This window comes from Shewanella zhuhaiensis, assembly GCF_022484835.1.
GTDB lineage: Bacteria > Pseudomonadota > Gammaproteobacteria > Enterobacterales > Shewanellaceae > Shewanella > Shewanella khirikhana.
The window spans coordinates 204,717-226,356 of the sequence record NZ_JAKUDL010000002.1; the positions used below are offsets into that span (position 1 = coordinate 204,717).

Annotated in this window: 21 protein-coding genes and 5 tRNA genes; 22 read left to right on the forward strand and 4 right to left on the reverse strand. The window is 55.2% G+C overall.

The annotated features are described in order from the left end of the window. Positions 1 to 55 precede the first annotated feature (55 nt). The 5 genes from MJ923_RS06465 (at position 56) to MJ923_RS06485 (ending at position 692) form a co-directional block, all read left to right on the forward strand. Positions 56 to 131: transfer RNA gene (locus tag MJ923_RS06465), tRNA-Ala, on the forward strand. 16 nt (positions 132 to 147) lie between these two features. Then, positions 148 to 223: transfer RNA gene (locus tag MJ923_RS06470), tRNA-Glu, on the forward strand. 133 nt (positions 224 to 356) lie between these two features. Next, positions 357 to 432, forward strand: a tRNA-Glu gene (locus tag MJ923_RS06475). Between the two features lies 1 nt (position 433). After that, a tRNA-Glu gene (locus tag MJ923_RS06480) sits at positions 434 to 501 on the forward strand. Positions 502 to 616: 115 nt separating this feature from the next. Next, positions 617 to 692 (forward strand) — tRNA-Ala (locus MJ923_RS06485). 358 nt (positions 693 to 1,050) lie between these two features. On the opposite strand, the gene MJ923_RS06490 is transcribed toward MJ923_RS06485, so the two are convergent. Further along, positions 1,051 to 2,880 (reverse strand): ABC transporter ATP-binding protein, encoded by a 1,830-nt coding sequence (locus MJ923_RS06490; RefSeq protein ID WP_240590866.1) that lies wholly within the window; start codon positions 2,878 to 2,880, stop codon positions 1,051 to 1,053. 201 nt (positions 2,881 to 3,081) lie between these two features. On the opposite strand from MJ923_RS06490, the gene MJ923_RS06495 reads away from it, so the two are divergent. The 8 genes from MJ923_RS06495 (at position 3,082) to MJ923_RS06530 (ending at position 11,219) form a co-directional block, all read left to right on the forward strand. Then, on the forward strand, positions 3,082 to 4,608 hold the full coding sequence (locus MJ923_RS06495; RefSeq protein WP_240590405.1) for an Ada metal-binding domain-containing protein: 1,527 nt from the start codon (positions 3,082 to 3,084) through the stop codon (positions 4,606 to 4,608). Between the two features lie 65 nt (positions 4,609 to 4,673). Then, positions 4,674 to 5,207, forward strand: a complete 534-nt coding sequence (locus MJ923_RS06500; protein ID WP_276313010.1) for a methylated-DNA--[protein]-cysteine S-methyltransferase — start codon at positions 4,674 to 4,676, stop codon at positions 5,205 to 5,207. Positions 5,208 to 5,299: 92 nt separating this feature from the next. After that, entirely contained in the window at positions 5,300 to 5,767 is a 468-nt protein-coding gene (locus MJ923_RS06505) for a dual specificity protein phosphatase family protein (protein ID WP_126167352.1), read from the forward strand. A 30-nt stretch (positions 5,768 to 5,797) separates the two neighbouring features. After that, positions 5,798 to 7,324, forward strand: coding sequence for a phospholipase D family protein (locus tag MJ923_RS06510; RefSeq protein ID WP_126167351.1), 1,527 nt, complete (start codon positions 5,798 to 5,800; stop codon positions 7,322 to 7,324). Between the two features lie 93 nt (positions 7,325 to 7,417). Continuing rightward, positions 7,418 to 8,320 (forward strand): chemotaxis protein CheV, encoded by a 903-nt coding sequence (locus MJ923_RS06515; RefSeq protein ID WP_240590406.1) that lies wholly within the window; start codon positions 7,418 to 7,420, stop codon positions 8,318 to 8,320. Between the two features lie 296 nt (positions 8,321 to 8,616). Further along, the gene (gene sstT, locus MJ923_RS06520; protein WP_240590407.1) at positions 8,617 to 9,840 is read left to right on the forward strand and encodes a serine/threonine transporter SstT; all 1,224 of its coding nucleotides are present in this window, start codon (positions 8,617 to 8,619) and stop codon (positions 9,838 to 9,840) included. Between the two features lie 94 nt (positions 9,841 to 9,934). Beyond that, positions 9,935 to 10,438, forward strand: coding sequence for a CIA30 family protein (locus MJ923_RS06525; protein WP_240590408.1), 504 nt, complete (start codon positions 9,935 to 9,937; stop codon positions 10,436 to 10,438). Between the two features lie 487 nt (positions 10,439 to 10,925). Continuing rightward, entirely contained in the window at positions 10,926 to 11,219 is a 294-nt protein-coding gene (locus tag MJ923_RS06530; RefSeq protein ID WP_240590409.1) for a hypothetical protein, read from the forward strand. A gap of 182 nt (positions 11,220 to 11,401) precedes the next feature. Here MJ923_RS06530 and MJ923_RS06535 read toward each other — a convergent pair whose 3' ends face one another. Genes MJ923_RS06535 through MJ923_RS06545 form a run of 3 tightly spaced genes read right to left on the reverse strand, consistent with a single transcriptional unit; the run spans position 11,402 to position 13,242 of the window. Then, the gene (locus tag MJ923_RS06535) at positions 11,402 to 12,076 is read right to left on the reverse strand and encodes an RluA family pseudouridine synthase (protein ID WP_240590410.1); all 675 of its coding nucleotides are present in this window, start codon (positions 12,074 to 12,076) and stop codon (positions 11,402 to 11,404) included. Positions 12,077 to 12,135: 59 nt separating this feature from the next. Further along, on the reverse strand, positions 12,136 to 12,648 hold the full coding sequence (locus MJ923_RS06540; RefSeq protein WP_240590411.1) for a protein disulfide oxidoreductase: 513 nt from the start codon (positions 12,646 to 12,648) through the stop codon (positions 12,136 to 12,138). Continuing rightward, positions 12,649 to 13,242, reverse strand: coding sequence for an acyl carrier protein phosphodiesterase (locus MJ923_RS06545; RefSeq protein ID WP_240590412.1), 594 nt, complete (start codon positions 13,240 to 13,242; stop codon positions 12,649 to 12,651). A 377-nt stretch (positions 13,243 to 13,619) separates the two neighbouring features. Here MJ923_RS06545 and queA point away from each other — a divergent pair, with 377 nt between their 5' ends. The 9 genes from queA to MJ923_RS06590 all read left to right on the forward strand — a co-directional run bounded on the left by queA (position 13,620) and on the right by MJ923_RS06590 (position 21,577). Next, positions 13,620 to 14,657, forward strand: coding sequence for a tRNA preQ1(34) S-adenosylmethionine ribosyltransferase-isomerase QueA (gene queA / locus MJ923_RS06550; RefSeq protein WP_240590413.1), 1,038 nt, complete (start codon positions 13,620 to 13,622; stop codon positions 14,655 to 14,657). A gap of 152 nt (positions 14,658 to 14,809) precedes the next feature. Beyond that, positions 14,810 to 15,934, forward strand: a complete 1,125-nt coding sequence (tgt, locus tag MJ923_RS06555; RefSeq protein WP_240590414.1) for a tRNA guanosine(34) transglycosylase Tgt — start codon at positions 14,810 to 14,812, stop codon at positions 15,932 to 15,934. Between the two features lie 26 nt (positions 15,935 to 15,960). Continuing rightward, complete coding sequence (gene yajC, locus MJ923_RS06560; RefSeq protein ID WP_126167341.1) at positions 15,961 to 16,296, forward strand: preprotein translocase subunit YajC; 336 nt, start codon at positions 15,961 to 15,963, stop codon at positions 16,294 to 16,296. A gap of 18 nt (positions 16,297 to 16,314) precedes the next feature. Continuing rightward, positions 16,315 to 18,165, forward strand: coding sequence for a protein translocase subunit SecD (gene secD / locus MJ923_RS06565; protein ID WP_240590415.1), 1,851 nt, complete (start codon positions 16,315 to 16,317; stop codon positions 18,163 to 18,165). Positions 18,166 to 18,178: 13 nt separating this feature from the next. Further along, positions 18,179 to 19,126 carry a protein translocase subunit SecF gene (gene secF / locus MJ923_RS06570; protein ID WP_240590416.1) on the forward strand — a complete coding sequence of 316 codons (948 nt, stop codon included), beginning with the start codon at positions 18,179 to 18,181 and terminating at the stop codon, positions 19,124 to 19,126. Between the two features lie 207 nt (positions 19,127 to 19,333). Further along, entirely contained in the window at positions 19,334 to 19,651 is a 318-nt protein-coding gene (locus tag MJ923_RS06575) for a putative signal transducing protein (RefSeq protein ID WP_240590417.1), read from the forward strand. 74 nt (positions 19,652 to 19,725) lie between these two features. Continuing rightward, the gene (locus MJ923_RS06580) at positions 19,726 to 20,085 is read left to right on the forward strand and encodes a rhodanese-like domain-containing protein (RefSeq protein WP_126167337.1); all 360 of its coding nucleotides are present in this window, start codon (positions 19,726 to 19,728) and stop codon (positions 20,083 to 20,085) included. A gap of 8 nt (positions 20,086 to 20,093) precedes the next feature. After that, entirely contained in the window at positions 20,094 to 21,005 is a 912-nt protein-coding gene (locus MJ923_RS06585) for a precorrin-2 dehydrogenase/sirohydrochlorin ferrochelatase family protein (protein ID WP_240590418.1), read from the forward strand. A 17-nt stretch (positions 21,006 to 21,022) separates the two neighbouring features. After that, positions 21,023 to 21,577 carry a YaeQ family protein gene (locus MJ923_RS06590; protein ID WP_240590419.1) on the forward strand — a complete coding sequence of 185 codons (555 nt, stop codon included), beginning with the start codon at positions 21,023 to 21,025 and terminating at the stop codon, positions 21,575 to 21,577. The last annotated feature ends 63 nt before the right edge of the window (positions 21,578 to 21,640 follow it).

The window sequence follows — 21,640 nt, forward strand, 5'->3', positions numbered from 1 at the left end:
CGAGACACGGTGTCAGCAACGCTGGCAGCACACTCAAATGCAGTAAGAGAAGCAAGGGGCTATAGCTCAGCTGGGAGAGCGCTTGCATGGCATGCAAGAGGTCCGCGGTTCGATCCCGCGTAGCTCCACCAAGTTTCTCTGTCCGGGGTCCCCTTCGTCTAGAGGCCTAGGACACCGCCCTTTCACGGCGGTAACAGGGGTTCGAATCCCCTAGGGGATGCCAATTTTTTGTTCTAAAGCCCTCGGGCGGTGGGACACCGCGCTATCTCGGATGGCACGGCGGTATCCAGTGGATGCCAATTTTCGCTGAGTTTCGTAAAACCAGTGCTCGTCACCGAGGATAACAGTGGTCCGGGGTCCCCTTCGTCTAGAGGCCTAGGACACCGCCCTTTCACGGCGGTAACAGGGGTTCGAATCCCCTAGGGGATGCCATCGTCTAGAGGCCTAGGACACCGCCCTTTCACGGCGGTAACAGGGGTTCGAATCCCCTAGGGGATGCCACATTTTCTTGTTCTAAAGCCTTAGGGCGGTGGGGCACCGCGCTATCTCGGATGGCACGGCGGTATCCAATGGATGCCACATTTTCTGAAGTTTTTGCTTATTCAGTGAAGATTTCGGGGCTATAGCTCAGCTGGGAGAGCGCTTGCATGGCATGCAAGAGGTCCGCGGTTCGATCCCGCGTAGCTCCACCAAATACCAAACCACCCAATCGGGTGGTTTTTTCTTTTTAGGCTTTCAGGGCTGGCAGTCTGGCCGGCGTTTTCTTTCCGGATTTTGTTTTCTCGCGGTATCTAAGCTTATCCCAATCTGGAGCGTATCCCAATCTGGACCTATCCATCGCCTGCCAGGTCGCTTCTGCTTTGCAAAGTCACCTGATCAGTCACTCGCCTGCTACTCAATCGATTATTACTGCCAGCGATGATAAAAATGATTGGTGGCACATCCGCTTGTACACCAATCCCAAAAGGAAGCAAAAGAAGCAAAATAAAAATAAAAACAGCGGGTAATAAAAAAGCTCAGCCAAGGCTGAGCTTTTTTATCGAAGTTTTGTTACTCGGTGCCGAGGAAACCGCCAGTCTGATGTGCCCACAGCTGGGCGTAAATCCCGCCGTGTGCGACCAGCTCTTTGTGGCTGCCTTGTTCAACGATTTTGCCGTTATCGAGCACGATAAGGCGGTCCATGGCGGCGATGGTCGACAGTCGGTGGGCAATGGCAATCACGGTTTTACCTTCCATCAGTTGATACAGGCTTTCCTGAATCGCCGCTTCCACTTCCGAGTCGAGCGCCGAGGTGGCCTCATCCAAAATCAGAATGGGCGCGTCTTTCAAAAGCACCCGGGCAATGGCAATGCGCTGGCGCTGACCGCCAGAAAGCTTCACACCACGCTCGCCCACCATGGCGTCCAAACCGTGGTTGCCTGATGGGTCACTTAGCTGCTCAATAAACTCCCGCGCCTGAGCCCGGTCGATGGCATTGTTAAGCTCTTCTTCGCTGGCATCGGGACGACCATAAAGGATGTTCTCGCGAATAGTACGGTGCAGCAGCGAAGTATCCTGGGTCACCATGCCAATGTGGGCCCGCAGCGAATCCTGAGTAACTTCCTGAATCGCTTGATTATCGATACGGATTTCGCCTTTCTCAACATCGTAAAAGCGCATCAGCAGGTTCACCAGAGTCGACTTACCGGCGCCGGAGCGACCAACCAGGCCCACTTTCTCGCCCGGGCGGATATTGAGCTCCAGCCCTTCAATCACGCCGCTGCCTTCACCATAGTGGAAGCTCACGCCCTGATAGTGGATTTCCCCTTTGCTGACCTGCAGCGCCTTGGCATTGGGGGCGTCCATAATTTGCGTGGGCTTGGAGAGGGTGTTCATACCATCCACCACTGTGCCAATATTTTCAAACAGCGAGCTTACCTCCCACATGATCCATTGACTCATGCCGTTGAGGCGCAGCGCCAGACTGACTGCAATGGCAATGGCGCCAATGGTGATGGCTTGCTCGGTCCAAAGCGCAATCGCAATTGCCGCCACGGCAAAGACCAGCACATAGTTGATGATTTGCACGCTGACATTGAGCCCGGTCACCAGGCGCATTTGGCGGTACACGGTATCCAAAAAGCCGCCCATGGCGTCGCGGGCATAATCCGCTTCACGCTGGGTGTGGGAAAACAGTTTCACGGTGGAAATATTGGTGTAGCTGTCAACAATGCGTCCGGTCATGGTGGAACGCGCATCCGCCTGCTCGGTAGAGACGCGTTTCAGCCGTGGAATAAAGTAAATTTGCAGGCCAATGTAGATCCCAAGCCATACCAACATCGGGATCATCAGCCGCCAGTCACTGCTGGCAATGATGACCAGCATCGAGGTGAAATACACAAGAATGTACACGGCCACATCGAGCAGCTTCATCACGGTTTCCCGCACTGCCAGCGCTGACTGCATCACCTTGGTCGCAATGCGCCCGGCAAATTCATTTTGATAAAAACCAATGCTTTGCTTCAATAAATAGCGGTGTGCAAGCCAGCGAATAGACATGGGGTAATTGCCCAGCAAGCTTTGGTAGGCAATCAGCGCGTGCAGCAGCACCAAAATAGGAATGGCGACAAGTACCAGCAGGGTCATTCCAAGCAGATAAGCGCCTTCATCCTGAAGCAGGCTACCGGGGTCTTTATTGGCAAGCCAATCAACTAATTGCCCCATAAATCCGAATAAGGACACTTCGAGCATGGCGAGGATAGCGGTGAGCACCGACATGCAAATTAACGGAATTTCAAAGCTTTTGGTGTAATGACGACAAAAAGCAAACAGGGTTGACGGTGGCTGCGAAGCATCCGATTCGGGCAGGGCAGTGGTCCAGCGCTCGAACAGTCGAAACAGGGTTTTCATTGGCAATGTCTTAATAGATAACGAGTTGCATTTACTGATGGCACAGCATATCGCAAATACCGGCAGTGTGTTGCTTTTTCAGTGACTGATATTGAGGGCCGATTTCCGCTGGTTGGGGCAGGGCGACTGCGGTAGAGTGAAGCCATTCCGCTAATAGCGCCACAACCAAAGCGCAAACGCTAAGGACAGACCATGTCTTTGCCCCTGCCGAGTCCCGAAACCTGCCAGCGTGCCCGCTTAAGTCGCGATACGCGCTTCGATGGGCTGTTTTTTACCGGTGTATTTTCCACCGGGATCTACTGCCGTCCTGTGTGTCCGGCGCCGTCGCCCAAAGAAGAAAACGTGCGTTACTTCGCGACAGCGCAGGCTGCAGCGGCGGCCGGATTACGCCCCTGTCTGCGCTGCCGTCCAGAATCCGCGCCGGGCTCTGCCCCCTGGCGTGGTACGGCAACCACCTTAAACCGTGCCATGGCGCTGATAGACGCAGGTGCCCTGAATGCGAGGGATAGTGACGGCGCCGCAGCCATGGAGGCGCTGGCGGCGAGGCTGGGGGTGGGCAGCCGCTACTTACGTAAGCTGTTTCAGGAGCAACTGGGGATGTCACCCAAGGCCTATGGCGACTATCGGCGTTTGTTGCTCGCCAAGGCGTTGCTGCATCAAACAGAGTTGTCTATTACCGATGTCGCCTTTGCCGCAGGGTATGGCTCACTGCGCCGCTTCAATGAAGTGTTCAAAGCGGCGCTGAACCTGACCCCAGGGCAGGTGCGGACATCTTCGCGCTCGAGCAAACAGGCCAGTCGGCCAAGCGAAGGGCTGTGTCTGATGTTGGGCTTCAGGCCACCCTATGATTTTATGGCGCTGAGACAGTTTTTTATGGCTCGGGCCATTGAAGGCGCCGAGTGGTTTGTAAGCACAGATGGCACGCCTTGCTATGGCCGTACGCTGCGTATTGAAGGTGAAGCAGGCTGGTTTGAGGCGAGCCTTGTTGCAAAAAAGCATGCGCTGAATGTACACATCTATCCCGGCAAAGACAGCGCCAGGCTCAGCCGGTGGCTCGCGGAAATCAAGCGGATACTCGATATCGATGCCAATCTGCCACTGATTGGTGAGCATATGGCTGCGCTGCTGCGCCGGGTGGCTACCTGTGACTTTGCTTCCGGGGAGCTTCATGCACCACTGCCAGTGATGCCACTGCCCGGTGCCGGGAGCTTTTTCGAGGCAAGTTGCCGGGCAGTACTTGGGCAACAGGTAAGCCTGGTGCAGGCCACCCAACTATTGAATCGGTTGGTAGACGAAACCTCGGGGTATGTTGATCTTGGCGGCCGCCGCTGTCGGGTGTTTCCTGAGCCCGGCGCTGTTGAGCGTGGGAGCCTTGAAAGCCTGAAAATGCCCGGCGCCCGCAAACTTGCGCTGCAGGCACTGGCGGCGGCATTCAGGGATGCTGAGCCGAGCGCGGAAGCGCTGCTGGCGGTGAAAGGCATAGGCCCATGGACCGTCAGCTACGCGCGAATGCGCGGTTTATCTGAGCCGGATGTGCTGCTGACCGGGGATCTGGTGGTGCGTCAGCGCCTGGCTGCACTGGGGATAGCGACACAGGCTGTTGCGGCGCAGGATGCGCTTGTCAAAGGTGCATCTCCCTGGGGCAGCTACTTAACCCTGGCGCTGTGGCATCTGGATTTAACATGCCAACCACAGCAGCAAAACAGCTCGGACAAATAGCAGCGGCGCGCTGTGTCAGTCAAATAAGGCCATCAGCTCGCCAATATTTTGAAAAGGATAAGCATATGACAACCAAGCAAACCAGGCTCACCTTTGCCACTCCGGCGCCCTGCGTGGCCCTGTGCGAGCTTCAATCACCGGTGGGTTCCTTGTGGCTGGGAGCCAGTGCGACAGGGCTGATGCATCTGGTTGCATCGCCAACGCTCACGGCAGAGCAGGGCGCCTGTGCAGGCAGCATCGAGGCTGCACAGGCGCATTTGCACGCAGCCTGTGCGCAGCTTGGTGACTACTTTGCCGGCAACCTTGACACTTTTGAGTTGACGCTGGCACCGAAGGGCACTGATTTTCAGCGCGATGTCTGGCGGGCGCTGGCGGCCATTCCATTTGGTGAAACCTGTAGCTACAGCGACATTGCCAACCGCATCGCACGCCCCAAGGCTGTCAGAGCCGTCGGCGCTGCCAATGGCGCTAACCCCATCGCCATCATAGTGCCCTGCCACCGGGTGATAGGCAAAGGCGGCAGCTTAACCGGTTATGCCTGGGGTCTTGAGATGAAATCCAGCCTGTTGTCGCTCGAATCCCGCCAATTGGCGTTTTAACGCACGCTATTGGAAAAAATACTGCGCTCTATCAAATCCCCTCCGCTGTCCAATCTGGCATAATGGCCCCATTACACCTGACGGGGATTACGATGAAACACCTGTATTGGATGGTTGACGGGGTGCTGGCAGGACGCTGCGGCCCTTGCTTTGAGCCCTGGGATCTGGGCGAACTGAAACAGGCCGGTATTGGTGCCCTGGTGTCGTTTTCCGACGACATTGGCGATCCGGCTGCGCTGCCGGCGGCGGGTATTGCCCATCTACACCGGCCACTGCCGCGCAATGTGCCTCCGCGGGATGAAGACCTGCAGCTTTACACTCAGGTGATACAGGAAAGCCTTAACTGGATTGATACCTGGGAGGCCAAATCTGTGCCCGTGCTGGTGCACTGTGCCCTGGGTAACGACAGAACCGGCCTGTTGCTGGCGGCCTACATGATGCGCCGCGGCGCAGCGCCTGTGCATGCGGTCAGTCAGGTGCGAAGCTTGCGGGAACAGGCGTTTTCTGCCGATGGCTGGGATCAATTGGTGTACGATGTGTTATATTCGTTGCAAGATTAATCCAATTGATATTGAAAGGAATTCAAACTCATGCCCCGGCCTTCTGCCCGTCGCTCTTTCTGGCTGATGCTCTTTGGCTGCATGACCCTTGGCGGCTGCGCCAGCCTGCCGGAACTCAAGGATGTGGAAAAATCCATTAAGCTGACCTCGCCCGAGGACAGCTTAATTGCCGGTTATCTGGCCGAGCCGCTGTCTCAGCATCCGGGTCAAAGCGCGGTGTTGCCGCTGTTTGATGGTCTGGATGCCATGGTGGCCCGATTGGCATTGATCCAGTCGGCGAGCAGCAGTATCGACCTGCAATATTATATTTTCCGTAATGATGACACCGGACGGCTGCTCGCCTGGCAGCTGATGGAAGCGGCCGAGCGCGGCGTGCGGGTACGTTTGCTGTTGGACGACACCGCCAGTGCCAACATTGACTATCAGCTGGCCGTGATGTCCAGCCACCCCAATATCGGCGTTCGCCTGTATAACCCGTCTGCACATCGCAGCCTGCGCGCTTTGTCGTTTATGGGTGACTTCGCCCGTATGAATCATCGAATGCACAATAAGTCGCTGACGGTGGATAACCGCCTGAGTGTGGTGGGCGGTCGTAATATCGGCAATGAGTATTTCTCCAACGACGAAGCGGTGGAATTTGGCGATCTGGATTTGCTGATGGCCGGGCCTGTGGTGGATGAAGTCTCGGATCAGTTTGACCGCTACTGGAATGCCGCCAGCAGTTATCCGGTGGAGGCATTCTCAAGCCTGGAGAACGCCAAAGATGAGCTTGCCGCAGCCTACAGCAACATAGATACCCAAAAGGCGAAGCTTGAAGAACATCCTTATATTCAAAGACTCACCAAGTCGCCATTGCTTCGGCACATGGCAGACAACCGCATAGGCTGGTTTTGGGGCCAGGCGACTGTGTTTGCCGATCCGCCCGATAAGCATCAGGGCCAGGCCGATGAGTGGATGATTAAGCCGCTGCTTGAGGCTTTTGCTGACGTTAAGCAGCGACTGGTGATCTTCTCCCCTTATTTTGTCCCCACCGACAATGGCGTCAAGCTGCTTAATGACATGGCGGCACGGGGTATTGAAGTGATTGTGATCACCAATAGCCTCGCCGCCACCGACGTGCTGGCGGTGCATTCGGGTTATCAAGGCTATCGCGAGGCGCTGCTTCGCGGCGGCGTTACCCTGTATGAAGTCAAAGCCACTGGCCGCAAGCCCAGTCATTCCTGGAAGGGCAGTTCCCGCTCCAGTCTGCATGCCAAAAGCTTTTTGTTCGACGACCAGGCGCTGTTTGTTGGCTCGTTTAATTTCGACCCCCGCTCGGCCTGGCTCAACACCGAGATGGGCGTATGGGTTGACCAGAGTGAACTCAATCAGCAGATGCTGGCCTGGCTGCCGACATTTCTTGGCAAAAACACCTATAAGGTGAGCCTGGCTGATGATGGTTTGCAGTGGCAGGATTTAAAAACCGGCCAGATACTTTATGCTGAGCCTCAGGCTGGCTTCTGGCGCCGTTTTATGGCCGATGTGCTGTCGCTGCTGCCACTGGAGTCTCAGTTGTAGGCGTGCAGCAGCACCGTTGTGATGATGCGTTGTTGCGGGGTGGCATTAGCCAGTCCAAATGCCGCCAGATGGCGGCAGATGTGAAGGGGAGTTATGAAAAGTAAAGCCAATCAGTCTCAGGGGTTACTGTTATTTCATCTTAGCCGCCGGCAGCTGTTTGCCATGGGCACCCTTAAAATCCGTGAACTGGTGCCTTACACCCACTTAAACGCCTTACCTCAGTCCCATCCGGCGGTGTTGGGTACGGCCACAGTGCGGGGCCATACCATTTCAGTTATTGATATGGCTGCGGCTGTGGGCTACCCGCCGATAAGCGAAGAAGAAAAGCAAAAGAGCTTTATCATCATTACCGACTGCCAGCGGATGGTGATTGGCTTTTTGGTGCGTGGCATCGACAAGATTATTGAGTGCAACTGGCGCGACATTCTGCCGCCACCGGATAACCTCGGCCGGAATGCTTTCCTCACCGGTGTGACCCGCTATCAGGATGCCCTGGTGCAGCTGCTGGATGTGGAGTTGCTGCTGTCGAAAATTTTCCCCATCAAGGAAGACAGGCGCATTGGTATTTTGACCGATGTGCAGCGCGAGCAGCTTAAACCCATGAATATTTTGCTGGTGGACGACTCCAAAGTTGCCAGAAAGCAGCTGTCGGATGCGCTGGATGCCATCAATATTCACTATCAGGTGGCGTCCAATGGCCGCGATGCGCTGGAAATTATGACTCAGAACGCCGAGGCCCGGCATCCGGTGGATATTCTGGTAAGCGACATCGAAATGCCCGGGCTCGATGGTTACGAGCTGGCATTTGAGGTGAAAAACGATAACCGGCTGGCATCGGCTTACATTATTTTGCACACCTCACTTTCCAGCGAAATCAGTGTCAGTCAGGCACGGCAGGTTGGGGCAGATGAAGCCCTGACCAAGTTTGATGCCCAGGAGCTGATTTCCGCGATGCTGCGCGGCGTTGAAAGTAAAGCCCAACTGGCGAATGCCTGAGTGGTGGATTTCTGAGCTTGAGACACTGTTAAAGCCCCAGCCATCCTCACAGCCATGGTTGAGGCGAGAGCTACAATCGCGGGCGCTGACGCGGTTAGGCTCAGCAGATGTTGAGTGAATGCAAGTAAAATGCAACGCCGGGGTATCCCAACCCGACTCAGGCGGGTCTTTATCAGGCCTTTGCTGGACAAAGTTGCTCAGTTTCGATAAAACCCAAAGCCAGGCACTGAGCTTTCCAACATATCAGCGCCATTCTGCCGTCAAGGTACATAACGATAATAACGACAGGTCAAGTCATGAGTACTGAAAAATCATTGCTGGCAAACGTTGCCGGTGGCAGCCTGGTGCTGCAAATTTTTGTGGGGATCCTCGCCGGTGGCGCACTTGCAGCTTACAGTCCGTCGACGGCCAATCAGGTCGCTTTCCTTGGTGACCTTTTCGTCAGTGCGCTTAAGGCCATAGCCCCTGTGCTGGTGTTTGTGCTGGTGGCTGCGTCTATTGCCAATCAGCAAACCGGTTCACAGACCAATATGCGCCCCATTGTTGTGCTGTACTTGATTGGCACCTTTGCGGCGGCACTTACCGCGGTACTGATGAGTTTTGCCTTCCCAACCAGCCTGATTTTGATTGATGCCGCCTCCGGCTCCAATCCGCCACAGGGGATCAGCGAAGTATTGAACACTCTGCTGTTCAAGCTGGTGGATAACCCGGTGAATGCGCTTATCAATGCCAACTATATCGGCATTCTGGCCTGGGGTGTGGGGCTGGGTGTGGTGTTGCGTCACGCCAGTGCTGCTACCAAAACCGTGCTGCATGATGTGAGCCACGGGGTATCCCAGCTGGTGCGTTTTATCATTCGTTTGGCGCCCATTGGTATTTTCGGTCTGGTGGCTGCAACCTTTGCTCAAACCGGATTCGAGGCGCTCACTGCCTATGCCCGACTGCTAGGTGTATTGCTGGGAGCCATGGCGGTTATCGCCTTTGTGGTCAATCCGCTGATTGTGTTTCTGAAAATTCGTCGTAACCCTTATCCGCTGGTATTCAAGTGCCTGCGCGAAAGTGGCGTGACGGCCTTTTTCACCCGCTCAAGCGCGGCCAACATTCCGGTGAATATGGCGCTGTGCGAGCGCTTGAAGCTGCATGAAGATACCTATTCGGTGTCTATTCCCCTTGGTGCCACCATTAACATGGCAGGCGCTGCCATCACCATCACAGTGCTGACGCTGGCGGCGGTGCATACCCTCGGGATTGAGGTGGATTTGGCCACGGCGCTGCTGCTCAGTGTGATTGCTGCAGTATCGGCTTGCGGCGCCTCTGGCGTTGCCGGTGGTTCCTTACTGCTGATCCCGCTGGCCTGTTCGCTCTTTGGTATTTCCAACGATGTTGCCATGCAGGTGGTGGCGGTAGGCTTTACCATTGGTGTCATTCAGGACAGTGCCGAGACTGCGCTGAACAGCTCCACCGACGTGCTTTTTACCGCAGCAGCCTGTGAAGCGGCGGAGCGTAAACAAGCCAGTTAATTGCCTCCGGCTTTGCATATCGCTGAAAAAGCGGCAGTATTAAATTACTGCCGTTTTTTTATTGGCACAGCAGACGAGAAATCAGGAGGTAAGTATGCGGCTCGTCGATTTTACCGCGCTGGACAGTACGCGAGACTGGTACAGCGTGACGGACTCGCTGATGGGAGGCCAGTCCCGTGCACAATTACTGACATCGCCCAAGGGCCATGGATTGTTCACCGGTCTCGTCTCGCTCGCCAATGGGGGCGGATTTGCCTCTGTATATCTGGACTTTGAGCCTAAGGATGTCAGCGCCTATTTGGGGGTAGAGCTTGAGATTGAAGCGCCACAGCGGCTGTTTAAGGTCAATCTTAAGGACGTGGCTTGCGGCGACCGGCACGTGTATCAGGCGATGCTGGGGGAGGTGCACAGCGAGCAGCGTCATTGGCGTCGCTATCGGATCCCATTCAATCACTTTGTGGCCATGCGCCGCGGCTTGACGGCCATGGCGCCGCCGCTTGACCGTTTTCAGGTTTGTGGTTTTGGTCTGGTGGCCGGCGATGGTGTGGAAGGGGAGTTCAGCCTCGCCATCAGAAGTATCTCCTTTTACAAGCATTAATCCAAAGCGTGTCAGGCAGGCTCCGCCGTGTGGGGCCTGTTTTTGGCCAGCGGCAGTGCGTGTGGCGCTGCCGATTGGCGGTTTCTTTTTGCCTAGCATAGCTTCTGCCAAGAACAATCCCATCTATCAAAAAGCACACGACTGCGACTTTGCCGTGACCGAGGCGCGCTGGCGTTTTTGCTTTACGCGGCAGCGTCGAAAATTTACGCATAAATAGTGATATTGCTCGCGTTTTTATTTTCCAGCTGAGTTACACTTCCCGCAAACAGAGAACGGAAATTAAAGTGGTTGTTTATCACAGGTTTTTATCCGTATCTTCACCTAATTTTAACGATTTACGCTGGTTTAACGGAGAAAAGAGTCAATGGCAACTATGCTGAATGCAGCAGAGGTTTTTGGAATGTTTGCTGCTGCGCAAATTATGCATAGGGATTCAACCGTGTCTGCATTTGAAAAGCGTCGGCGCCTGTCCGGGCGGGAGGCAGAAATGAGTGTACGTGAGCTGATGGGACGTTGGGTTGACGAAAGACCCGATCAAGGTGACAGTCTGACTCTGTATAAAGAGGATGGCCGGATTTTTTTGGAAACCTGGTTCAGTGACGGCTGCCACAGCCGTGATGAGATGCGTCTGACCGAAACCGATTCCGGCCTTAAGCTTGAAGATCTTGGTGGTAACTTCTTCGGTGAGTATTTTATGGTAACTCAGGCCGGACTTGAGTTCTGTAACCATCGCGGCAGCTATTACACTGCACCAGCCCGCGACGAAGTGCTGGTTGCTTAAGGCTTGCGCGAGCTGCTGGCTTGAGCCTTAGGGACTCAAGCCGCAAAGCAAGAATTATCGCCACTGCGCGTGATTGTTATAAAGCGCAGCATTGATTTTCTGTGATAACTGCGCAGTGTCTATTCAGCGCTTAGTTTCTTCAGCGCAGTGTTTATCCGGCAAAATATTAAAACGGTGCTGTATTAAAACGGCGCTGGGCTCTCAAACTGCATCGGCTTGTTTGACCAGGGGTGACTGAATTCCAGTCTCTGGGCATGCAGACACAGCCGCTCTCTGGCACTTTCCACCGTGCCGTCTCCAAACGCCATTTCCCTGCCGTAAAACTCATCGCCCAGAATGGGGTGACCTAAAGCCAGCATGTGCACCCGCAGCTGATGGGTCCGGCCGGTTTCCGGCATCAATGCCACCAGGGTTGAGTTGTCACGTCGCTCCAGCACCTTGAAATGGGTTACCGCAGGGCGGCCTTCCGCCTTATCGACCTTCTGCCACGGCGGATTACTTCTGTCTTTGCCAAGGGGCAGATCTATGGTGCCTTCATCCAGTGCCATTTCCCCTGCCACCTCGGCTAGATACAGCTTGCCGGTTTGGCGGTTCTGAAATTGGGTCTTCAGGTTGGATTCGGCTTTTTTGCTGCGGGCAAATACCATGATGCCCGAGGTGGCGCAGTCCAGACGGTGTACCAGAATTGCATCCGGGTAAAGCTGACACAGGCGGGTTATCGCACTGTCGTGGGTATGGGCGGCCATGCCGGGATTGGACAGTAGCCCCGAGGGTTTATTGATGATGATAATGTCACGGTCGATATAGCGAATATCGAGCCAGGGCACGGACGGGGGGCGGTAGTCAAAAATCTCCATCACGCCTCCTTCACTGGCGCACACGAATCAAGTGGGCGCATTCTACGAAGTTTCCACGACTATTGCAGCAGTTCGGTCAGCAAAAGCCGGGCTCTGAGCGCTGGTTCTGTGCTGACGCCGCGGGTAACAAAGCGCACCTGCCCCTTGGCGTCCACCACAAACAGGGATGGAAATCCGCTGACCCCAAAGTGGTGACTGAGGGCGCCATCGTCATTCAGAGCATCAAAGCCATAACCCTTTGCCTCGAGAAACGCCTTGACCTCGGCATCGCTGCCCGAATCGACCGCAATCGCCAGCACCGGATAATCGGCGCTTATACTGGCAACGGCGGGGGAGGTGAGCTTGCAGGCGCCGCACCACTTCGCGAAAAAGTACACCAGGGTAGCCTTACCGGATGCGGATGGCAGGCTGAGGCTGCTGCCATTCACCCCTTTGGCGGCAATCACAGGCGCGGCATCTTTCAACATATCTTTTTGAAAGTATAGGGATATGCCATAAAAAAGACCGATGGCAATCAGGGCTTCGACCATCAGTCGTTTGGCTTTGCTGCGGGGTTTGGGCGTATCCGTCATTTACAGATATTGCTCCGGGGTAGTGCGGGCAAGGCGTCTGGCATAGGCCATCAGCTGCGGATACAGGGTGCGAAAGGCAATTTCGAGCTCAATATCCAGCTCCTCAATCACCTGCTCGGCGCCGTTGAATATTTCGGGATGGGATAAGCGGCTTCGCACGCCGTTGATGGCGGCGTTGATGCCCTGACGGTGGGCGTAGCTGCCAAACCAGTCTTCGGCCTGCATTTTGGGGGCGATGGCGGCGAGTTTCTCCGGCAGTTCCTGGCAGTCCAGCAGTTGGGAATACGCCAAGCGGCAAAACTCTGCCAATGGCTGGTGATGGTATTCTTCCCAGTCGCGGGCGAGGCGATGGTCAAAACCGAGATCAATCAGGATAGGGGCTGCACGGCTTAAGTGTTTGGGGAACTTGCCGAGCATTTCTTTAAAAATCTCATGCTCGTCCGTGATCTTGTCGATTTGTCGGTGGAGCCACAGCCCCTGTTGCAGCGCCTTGGGGAAGCGCTCAACCGGCCCCTTGGCAAAGTCGCCGGCGAGGTTAGCCGCCAGACTGGTACCACTGATGTCGGCCAGGTGCAGGTGTGCAAGAAAGTTCATAATTTGTACTTGGATTGACTCGGGGGTTCAAGGTATCATGCGCGCCGATGTCTAGGGAACCCATAAAATGCAACCATGGCCAAAGAGCCAGGGGGAACCCTTAAGGATGTGACATCAGCACCCTGAGTAATTGAGCACCTTGAGGAATCACGGACGATGTGGAATTGGTTCACGAAAGTCTTTGGCATCAAAAAGTCCCCCCAGCGCAGAAAGGTTCAGTTCGATATCCCATTCGAACAATTAGATAATCAACCCGGCGCAAAATCTGTCGAACAGCAAACCAAGGGTAATAAGCCAGTACCCAAGGATCCTTGATCTTACCTGGCTCAGCCCCTAGACTACGCGCGTCTTTTTTGGCCACGGCGTGAGAGTAGTAGATGCGAGTTGCTGATTTTACCTTTGATCTTCCTGATGAATTAATTGCGCGCTATCCGATGGCGGAGCGCACTGCCTCCCGTTTGCTGCATCTGGAAGGCAATAGCGGTGCCCTGGCCGATCGCCAGTTTACCGATATCCTGGGGTTGATTGAGCCTGGCGACCTGATGATTTTCAATAACACCCGGGTTATTCCGGCGCGTCTGTTTGGCCAGAAGGCCAGTGGCGGCAAGCTGGAAATCCTGGTGGAGCGCATGCTGGATGATAAACGCATTCTGGCCCATGTGCGTTCATCCAAATCCCCCAAGCCAGGCGCCGAGATCATCCTCGATGGCGGCTTTAAGATGACGATGGATGCCCGTCACGATGCCTTATTTGAGCTGTCGCTCAAAGACGATAAAACCATCCTCGAAGTGCTGGAAGCCGTGGGACACATGCCGCTGCCGCCTTATATCGACCGCCCCGATGAAGATGCTGACAAAGAGCGCTATCAGACTGTCTATAACGAGCGTCCCGGCGCCGTAGCAGCCCCGACGGCAGGTCTGCACTTTGACGAAACCATTCTTGACGCCCTGAAAGCCAAAGGTGTGGACATGGCGTTTGTGACCTTGCACGTGGGTGCAGGTACCTTCCAGCCAGTGCGGGTCGACAATGTGCTTGAGCACAAGATGCACTCCGAGTGGGCCGAAGTGCCAGCCGAGGTGGTAGAGAAAATCCGTGCCACCAAGGCGGCGGGTAAGCGGGTCATTGCCGTGGGTACTACCTCGGTGCGTTCTCTGGAGAGTGCCGCCAAAGCCAGCGAAGGCGAATTGCAGCCCTTCTGCGGTGATACCGATATCTTTATCTTCCCCGGTTTCGAGTTCAAAGTGGTCGATGCCATGGTGACCAATTTCCACCTGCCGGAGTCGACACTTATCATGCTGGTGAGCGCCTTTGCCGGCTTCGATGAGGTGATTGGCGCCTATCGCCACGCGGTTGAACAAAAATACCGCTTTTTCAGTTATGGCGATGCCATGTTTGTGACTAAAAAAGCCCCCTAAAGGCATTTTTTGCTTTAAAATGCCTGCCCAACCTTCTGGTTGGGCTTTTTTTTGGTGGCGGCGCCTTGAAGGGACATGCCGCCACCCCCATGTGAGTTGAATCGGCCATTTGGGCCCAAATGCAGTCAGACTGTTTCTCTGACGAGGTCATTATGAAATTTGAATTGATTACTACCCAGGGGCGCGCCCGTCGCGGCAGACTGGTTTTCGAACGTGGCACAGTGGAAACCCCGGCCTTTATGCCTGTGGGCACCTACGGCACTGTTAAAGGCATGACCCCTGAAGAAGTGCGTGCCACCGGCGCCGATATTTTGCTTGGCAACACCTTCCACCTGTGGCTGCGCCCCGGTGAAGAGATCATGCGCAAGCACGGCGATCTGCATGACTTTATGAACTGGCAGCGTCCTATTCTCACCGACTCGGGCGGTTTTCAGGTATTCAGCCTCGGCGATATCCGTAAGATCACCGAAGAAGGGGTGCATTTCCGCTCGCCCATCAACGGCGAAAAGATTTTTATGGATGCCGAAAAGTCGATGCAAATCCAGCATTCACTCGGTTCCGATGTAGTGATGATTTTTGATGAGTGCACGCCTTATCCGGCGACGTACGATGAAGCACGCAAGTCCATGCAGATGTCACTGCGCTGGGCTCAGCGTTCACGGGATGAGTTCGACCGCCTCGAAAACCCCAACTCACTGTTTGGGATTATTCAGGGCAGCGTGTACGAAGACTTGCGTGACGAGAGCCTCAAGGGGCTGCTCGAAATTGGTTTTGACGGCTATGCCGTCGGTGGTCTGGCGGTGGGTGAGCCCAAAGCAGACATGCATCGAGTACTTGAGCATGTGTGCCCGCAAATTCCTGCTGACAAACCACGCTATCTGATGGGGGTAGGTAAGCCGGAGGATCTGGTTGAAGGCGTACGTCGAGGCGTTGACATGTTTGACTGTGTTATGCCAACCCGTAATGCCCGCAACGGCCACCTGTTTACCAGTGAAGGCGTTATCAAGATCCGCAATGCGCGGCATCGCGACGACACTTCACCGCTGGACGCCAAGTGTGATTGCTATACCTGCACTAACTATTCCCGTGCATATTTGCATCACCTGGATCGTTGTAACGAAATCTTGGGAGCCCGTCTCAACACCATCCACAACCTGCGTTATTACCAAAGGTTGATGGAGGGTTTGCGCGGCGCCATCGAGACAGGTACATTAGACGCCTTTGTTGAGGACTTCTATACCAGTCAAGGGCGCGAAGTTCCTGAGCTAAAAGACTAACAATCAAGCAATAAGAAGAGAAATCTATGTTCATTTCAAACGCGTATGCCAATGCAGCAGGTGCCGCTCCCCAGGGCGGTGGTACCATGGAACTTGTGATCATGCTCGGCCTGTTCGGTCTGATTTTCTACTTCATGATCTTCCGTCCTCAATCCAAGCGCGTCAAAGAGCACAAAAACCTGATGTCCTCCCTCTCCAAGGGTGACGAAGTGCTGACCAGCGGCGGTATCCTCGGCAAAATCGCCAAGATCTCCGAAGACAGCGACTACGTTGTGCTGGCGCTGAACGACAGCACCAACATCACCATTAAAAAGGACTATATTGCGGCGGTATTGCCTAAAGGCTCTATCCAGTCCCTGTAAGCCAAGAGGGCTAAAGGCGTGCTAAATAAATACCCAATGTGGAAGAACATCATGGTGGTGCTGGTCATCGCCATTGGTGGCTTCTATGCGCTGCCCAACCTGTTCGGCGAAGATCATGCCGTACAGGTGGTGGCAACCCGTGGTGCCGAGGTGACAGCGACGACCCAGTCGAACGTGACCGAGGCCCTGACTGCCAAAGGTATTGGCGTTAAGCGTTCCGAGTTGGAAAACGGCCAGTTGCTGGTTCGTGTTGCCAACGCCGAAGATCAGCTGACTGCCAAGGAAACCATTGCTGAGCTGCTGGGCGACAAATACACAGTTGCCCTGAACCTGGCGCCTGCTACTCCTGAGTGGCTGGAATCCGTCGGTGGCAGCCCGATGAAACTCGGTCTTGACCTTCGCGGCGGTGTGCACTTCCTGATGGAAGTGGACATGGGCGAAGCCATCCGCAAGATGGAAGAAGCCAAGATTGCTGATTTCCGTGGTCAGCTTCGGGAAGAGCGCATTCGCTATGCCGGCGTGCATCGCACTGTGCGTGGCATTGAGATCAAGTTCCGTGACGCCGAAACTGTGGGTCAGGCCGAGCGTTTCCTCAAAAGCCGCAGCAACGACATGGTGTTTTCTGACATCTCCAGTGGTAAAAACTACGTACTGCTGGCGGTTATGAGCGAGGCATACCTCAAGCAAATCAAAGAGGAAGCCCTGCAGCAGAACATCACCACCATTCGTAACCGTGTGAACGAGCTGGGTGTAGCCGAGCCTGTGGTGCAGCGTCAGGGTGCCGAGCGCATCATCGTTGAGCTGCCTGGTGTGCAGGACACTGCCCGTGCCAAGGAAATCCTGGGTGCGACAGCCTCGATTGAATTCCACATGGTAGATGAAAAAGCCGATGTGGCTGCAGCCAGTAATGGCCGTGTGCCAGCCGGCAGCGAGCTGTATCAGCGCCGCGAAGGTGGTCCGGTTGTACTGAAGAAAGAAGTGATGCTCACCGGTGACCATATCACCGGCGCCCAGCCTTCGTTCGACGAATACAGCCGTCCACAGGTTGCCATTCAGCTGGATGCCAAGGGCGGGGAAATCTTCTCCAACGTCACCAAGGACAACATCGGCAAGCCGATGGCGACCCTGTTCATTGAGTACAAGGACAGCGGTGAGCGTAACCCAGACGGCAGCGTAAAAATGCGTAAAATCGAGGAAGTTATCTCGGTTGCTACCATTCAGGCACGCCTTGGCCGTAACTTTGTTATCACGGGTCTGACCCACAGCGAGTCGCAGAATCTGGCACTGTTGCTGCGTGCCGGTGCCCTGATTGCCCCTGTGTCCATCGTGGAAGAACGCACCATTGGTCCAAGCCTGGGTGCGGAAAACATCGAAAATGGTCTGCAGGCAATGATTTGGGGTATGGCTGTGGTACTGGCATTTATGCTGGTGTACTACCGTGCCTTCGGTGTGATTGCCAACCTGGCGCTGTGTGCCAACCTCATCATGGTGGTGGGTGTGATGTCCATGATCCCTGGTGCGGTACTGACCCTGCCGGGTATTGCCGGTATGGTGCTGACAGTGGGTATGGCCGTTGACGGTAACGTGCTGATTTACGAGCGTATTCGTGAAGAGCTTCGTGCCGGTCGCAGCGTGCAGCAGGCCATCCACGAAGGTTACGGCAACGCCTTGTCGACCATTGCCGACGCCAACATCACCACCTTTATTACCGCGCTTATTCTGTTTGCCGTGGGTACTGGTGCGGTGAAAGGCTTCGCCGTGACCCTGATGATTGGTATCGCTACTTCTATGTTCACGGCCATCGTGGGCACCCGCGCGATTGTTAACGCCCTCTGGGGTGGCAAGCGCGTGAAGAAACTGTCGATTTGAGGGAGCCAATACCATGTTTCAGCTTTTAGATATCAAGGGCTCCATCAACTTCCTCAAGCACGCGCTGCCCATCAGCATCCTGTCTGCCATTTTGGTGGTGGGTTCGCTGGTGTCGCTGGCTACCCGTGGCATTAACTGGGGCCTGGATTTTACCGGTGGTACCGTGGTGGAGATGGAATTCTCCAAACCAGCCAACCTGGAGACGCTGCGTAACAACCTGGCCGAGCCTGAAGTTGCCGGCGCCGTGGTACAGAACTTCGGTTCAAGCCGCGACGTGCTGGTGCGTCTGCAGGTACGTGAAGGCGTGAAGAGTGACGATCAGGTTCGTGTGGTTATGGCCGAAGCCATGAAGCTCGATCCGGACGTTGCCCAGAAGCGGGTGGAATTCGTCGGTCCGCAGGTAGGTAAGGAATTGGCAGAGCAGGGCGGCCTCGCAGTACTGGTGGCGCTTATCTGTATCCTTATTTACGTGTCGTTCCGCTTCGAGTGGCGTCTCGCCGCAGGCTCGGTGGCCGCACTGGCCCACGACGTTATCGTGACCCTGGGTGTATTCTCCTTACTGCAGCTCGAGTTTGACCTCACCGTACTGGCGGGTCTCTTGACGGTAGTGGGTTACTCACTCAACGATACCATCGTAGTGTTCGACCGTATCCGTGAGAACTTCCTCAAGATGCGTAAGGGCAGTCCGGAAGAAGTGGTTAACACCTCTATCACCCAGACCATGAGCCGTACGATTATCACCACGGGCACAACGCTGATCACCGTTGTGGCACTGTTCCTCAAGGGCGGTACCCTTATTCACGGCTTCGCCACGGCGCTGCTGCTGGGTATTGTGGTGGGTACCTACTCGTCCATCTATGTGGCGAGTTACCTGGCCATTCGCCTCGGTATTAACCGTGAGCACATGATGCCTGTGGAAGTGGAAAAAGAAGGCGCCGATCAGCCTTCCATCATGCCCTGAGGCTGATGTCCTGTGAAAGACCACCCTTAGGGGTGGTTTTTTTATGGCTGACTTTTGCCGACACCGAACAGCATGTTTTAAAAATGTTAACAATGACACATTTTCAGCGCTCGATTTTCAAGCAGTTTGCCGTTAGCATGGGCTGACCCCGGCCGTAGCGCCGCGGGCGACAATTACAAGAGACAGCAGTGGTTGTAGGAAAGTCCGATGGAAGAAAGAAAATGTTTGCTGGCCGGTGGCAATTTGCTGCAGGCGCATACCTGGAAGGGATTACTGCAGGCTTGTGGCATTCAGGTGGAGCTTAGGGGCGAAGCGCTCCTTGGCGGCGTGGGTGAATTGCCGGTGGATCTGCAGAATGTCGAGCTGTGGGTGAATGAGTCCGAGCTTAAAATGGCCCAGAGTCAGCTCGAAAGCCTAGCCTGCGACCGACCCCAGTGGCAATGCATCAACTGCCATGAGATGAACGAAGACAGCTTCGAGCTCTGTTGGCAATGCAGTGCCGAGCGCAGTGAAGCCCACAACTGATGGAATTATGCTGACTTGTGAAGCGCTTGGCGTCACACTACACTGGACGCAAACAGCATCATAAGGAATTAAAAATGCAGCATAATCCAGGATTTCTTGCCTTGGTTGAGTCTGTGCTTCCCAAGGTGACCGAGCTTTCCATCGAAGACTATCAGGCCGACGACAGTTGGCAGCTGCTCGATGTGCGTGAAGATCATGAATGGCTGGTCAATCATCTCCCCGGCGCAAAACATTTGGGCCGCGGCATTCTGGAGCGGGACGTCGAAACCCGTTTCCCCGATAAAGACACCCCGTTACTGCTATACTGCGGCGGCGGTTATCGCTCGGCACTGGCCTGCTACAACCTGCAGCTGATGGGATACACCCGGGTGGCGTCACTCATTGGTGGCTACAAGGCCTGGGTGGCGCGCAACCTGCCGCTGGTCAACGAATAGGGCCTGTCATGCAGTATTTCCCGCTTTTTATTGATACCCACGAGTTACCGGTACTGGTGGTGGGCGGCGGCGATGTGGCTGCCCGCAAGCTTGAGCTTTTATGCCGAACCTATGCCAGGGTCAGGGTGATTGCCCTTGAGGCCTGTGATGAGGTGAGGGCACTCGGAGCCGCCGGTAAAATTGATCTCAGCGAACGGGCCGTCAGCGACGAGGATATCCGTGACGTGCAGCTTGCTTACCTCGCCACCAACGACGAGGCGCTCAATGTGCGTTTGGCGGCGGTCGCCCGCAGCCGCGGTATTCTGGCCAATGTTGTGGATAATCCGGCTCATTGCCGCTTTATCACACCCTCTATCGTCGATCGGGGCCGACTGGTCGTGGCTATCAGCACCGCCGGCGCCGCGCCTGTGTTTGCCCGGGACATCCGTGCCCGGCTGGAAGCCTGGCTGCCCCCCTCGCTGGCGCCGCTGTTTGACTTTATTGCCGAGCGTCGGGTGCAGGTGCAAAACCGCCTTGACAGCGTGCCGGAGCGGCGCCGCTTTTGGGAGCGTTTTTTTACCCTCAATGGCGATAGATTTGATGGCAACACCCAGGATCATTTCGACGATGCATTTGAGAACATAGGCGCGCAGGGTGAGCTTCTGCTGATTGATGAAGACACTTCGCCACGACTGCTGCCGATTGCCGCCATGGCGATGTTGCAGCGTCTTGATTGCATCGCCAGCAATTTAACTGTGCCTTTGGAGCTCAATGAGCTGCTGCGCCGCGACGCAGACCGAGCTGCCCAACCTGCCATCGGTGAGCTCGAGCATTGGTTGGCGAGTGGCAAGCGGGTGCTGGTGTATGCCGGTGCGGCCGACATCAAGGCGCTGCGGGCGCATTTTCCCCAAGCCAGGCATTTAAGGGCCGGTGCGCTTTAACGCACGGCGCAGGGCCGATGACGCTCAAATCCGATATTCACAAGCTTACCCTGTCCATTACCGACCTTGGCCGCAGCTATGTGGCCGAGCATAAGCTTACTGTGGCCTGCCACCCGTCCGAAACCGAGCAGCGGCTGATGCTGCGGCTTATCGCCTTTGCCTTGAATGCATCGCCCACAGTTAAATTTGTCGGTGAGCTTTGCAATCAGGATGAACCAGAGCTGTGTGAGGCGGGACTCGATGGCCAGTACCGTCTGTGGGTGGAGTTTGGCCTTGCCGATGAAAAGCGTATCAAACGCGCCTGCCACCGCGCTGACAGGGTGTTGGTGTGTGCTTACGGAGGTCAGGATTTGGCGCTGTGGTGGAAGCAGCATCAGGGTAAATATACCCGCATCGGCCACCTTCAGGTGCTTGCCTTTGACAACCAGCAGCTTGATGCGCTGTTGCCCTTTGTGGAGCGTGGTATGCACCTTGCCATCACCATTGATGAAGAAGGCAGTTTGCTTATCTCAAATGGCCTGCTGGATATGAATTTACAGCCAAAGCTGCTTAAACCCTGGGGCTTGGATTAACGCATTTAAGCCTTTGGCGTATTGCCAGACTAAATGCGTAAAGCCAAGCCTTTAGCGAAAATC

What these genes read in the sequence shown, in the direction of transcription:
- MJ923_RS06495 (WP_240590405.1), top strand. Translation starts at nt 3,082, where the DNA reads ATGTCTTTGCCCCTGCCGAGTCCCGAAACCTGCCAGCGTGCCCGCTTA.
- MJ923_RS06500 (WP_276313010.1), top strand. Translation starts at nt 4,674, where the DNA reads ATGACAACCAAGCAAACCAGGCTCACCTTTGCCACTCCGGCGCCCTGC.
- MJ923_RS06505 (WP_126167352.1), top strand. Translation starts at nt 5,300, where the DNA reads ATGAAACACCTGTATTGGATGGTTGACGGGGTGCTGGCAGGACGCTGC.
- MJ923_RS06510 (WP_126167351.1), top strand. Translation starts at nt 5,798, where the DNA reads ATGCCCCGGCCTTCTGCCCGTCGCTCTTTCTGGCTGATGCTCTTTGGC.
- MJ923_RS06515 (WP_240590406.1), top strand. Translation starts at nt 7,418, where the DNA reads ATGAAAAGTAAAGCCAATCAGTCTCAGGGGTTACTGTTATTTCATCTT.
- sstT (WP_240590407.1), top strand. Translation starts at nt 8,617, where the DNA reads ATGAGTACTGAAAAATCATTGCTGGCAAACGTTGCCGGTGGCAGCCTG.
- MJ923_RS06525 (WP_240590408.1), top strand. Translation starts at nt 9,935, where the DNA reads ATGCGGCTCGTCGATTTTACCGCGCTGGACAGTACGCGAGACTGGTAC.
- MJ923_RS06530 (WP_240590409.1), top strand. Translation starts at nt 10,926, where the DNA reads ATGAGTGTACGTGAGCTGATGGGACGTTGGGTTGACGAAAGACCCGAT.
- MJ923_RS06535 (WP_240590410.1), bottom strand. Translation starts at nt 12,076, where the DNA reads ATGGAGATTTTTGACTACCGCCCCCCGTCCGTGCCCTGGCTCGATATT.
- MJ923_RS06540 (WP_240590411.1), bottom strand. Translation starts at nt 12,648, where the DNA reads ATGACGGATACGCCCAAACCCCGCAGCAAAGCCAAACGACTGATGGTC.
- MJ923_RS06545 (WP_240590412.1), bottom strand. Translation starts at nt 13,242, where the DNA reads ATGAACTTTCTTGCACACCTGCACCTGGCCGACATCAGTGGTACCAGT.
- queA (WP_240590413.1), top strand. Translation starts at nt 13,620, where the DNA reads ATGCGAGTTGCTGATTTTACCTTTGATCTTCCTGATGAATTAATTGCG.
- tgt (WP_240590414.1), top strand. Translation starts at nt 14,810, where the DNA reads ATGAAATTTGAATTGATTACTACCCAGGGGCGCGCCCGTCGCGGCAGA.
- yajC (WP_126167341.1), top strand. Translation starts at nt 15,961, where the DNA reads ATGTTCATTTCAAACGCGTATGCCAATGCAGCAGGTGCCGCTCCCCAG.
- secF (WP_240590416.1), top strand. Translation starts at nt 18,179, where the DNA reads ATGTTTCAGCTTTTAGATATCAAGGGCTCCATCAACTTCCTCAAGCAC.
- MJ923_RS06575 (WP_240590417.1), top strand. Translation starts at nt 19,334, where the DNA reads ATGGAAGAAAGAAAATGTTTGCTGGCCGGTGGCAATTTGCTGCAGGCG.
- MJ923_RS06580 (WP_126167337.1), top strand. Translation starts at nt 19,726, where the DNA reads ATGCAGCATAATCCAGGATTTCTTGCCTTGGTTGAGTCTGTGCTTCCC.
- MJ923_RS06585 (WP_240590418.1), top strand. Translation starts at nt 20,094, where the DNA reads ATGCAGTATTTCCCGCTTTTTATTGATACCCACGAGTTACCGGTACTG.
- MJ923_RS06590 (WP_240590419.1), top strand. Translation starts at nt 21,023, where the DNA reads ATGACGCTCAAATCCGATATTCACAAGCTTACCCTGTCCATTACCGAC.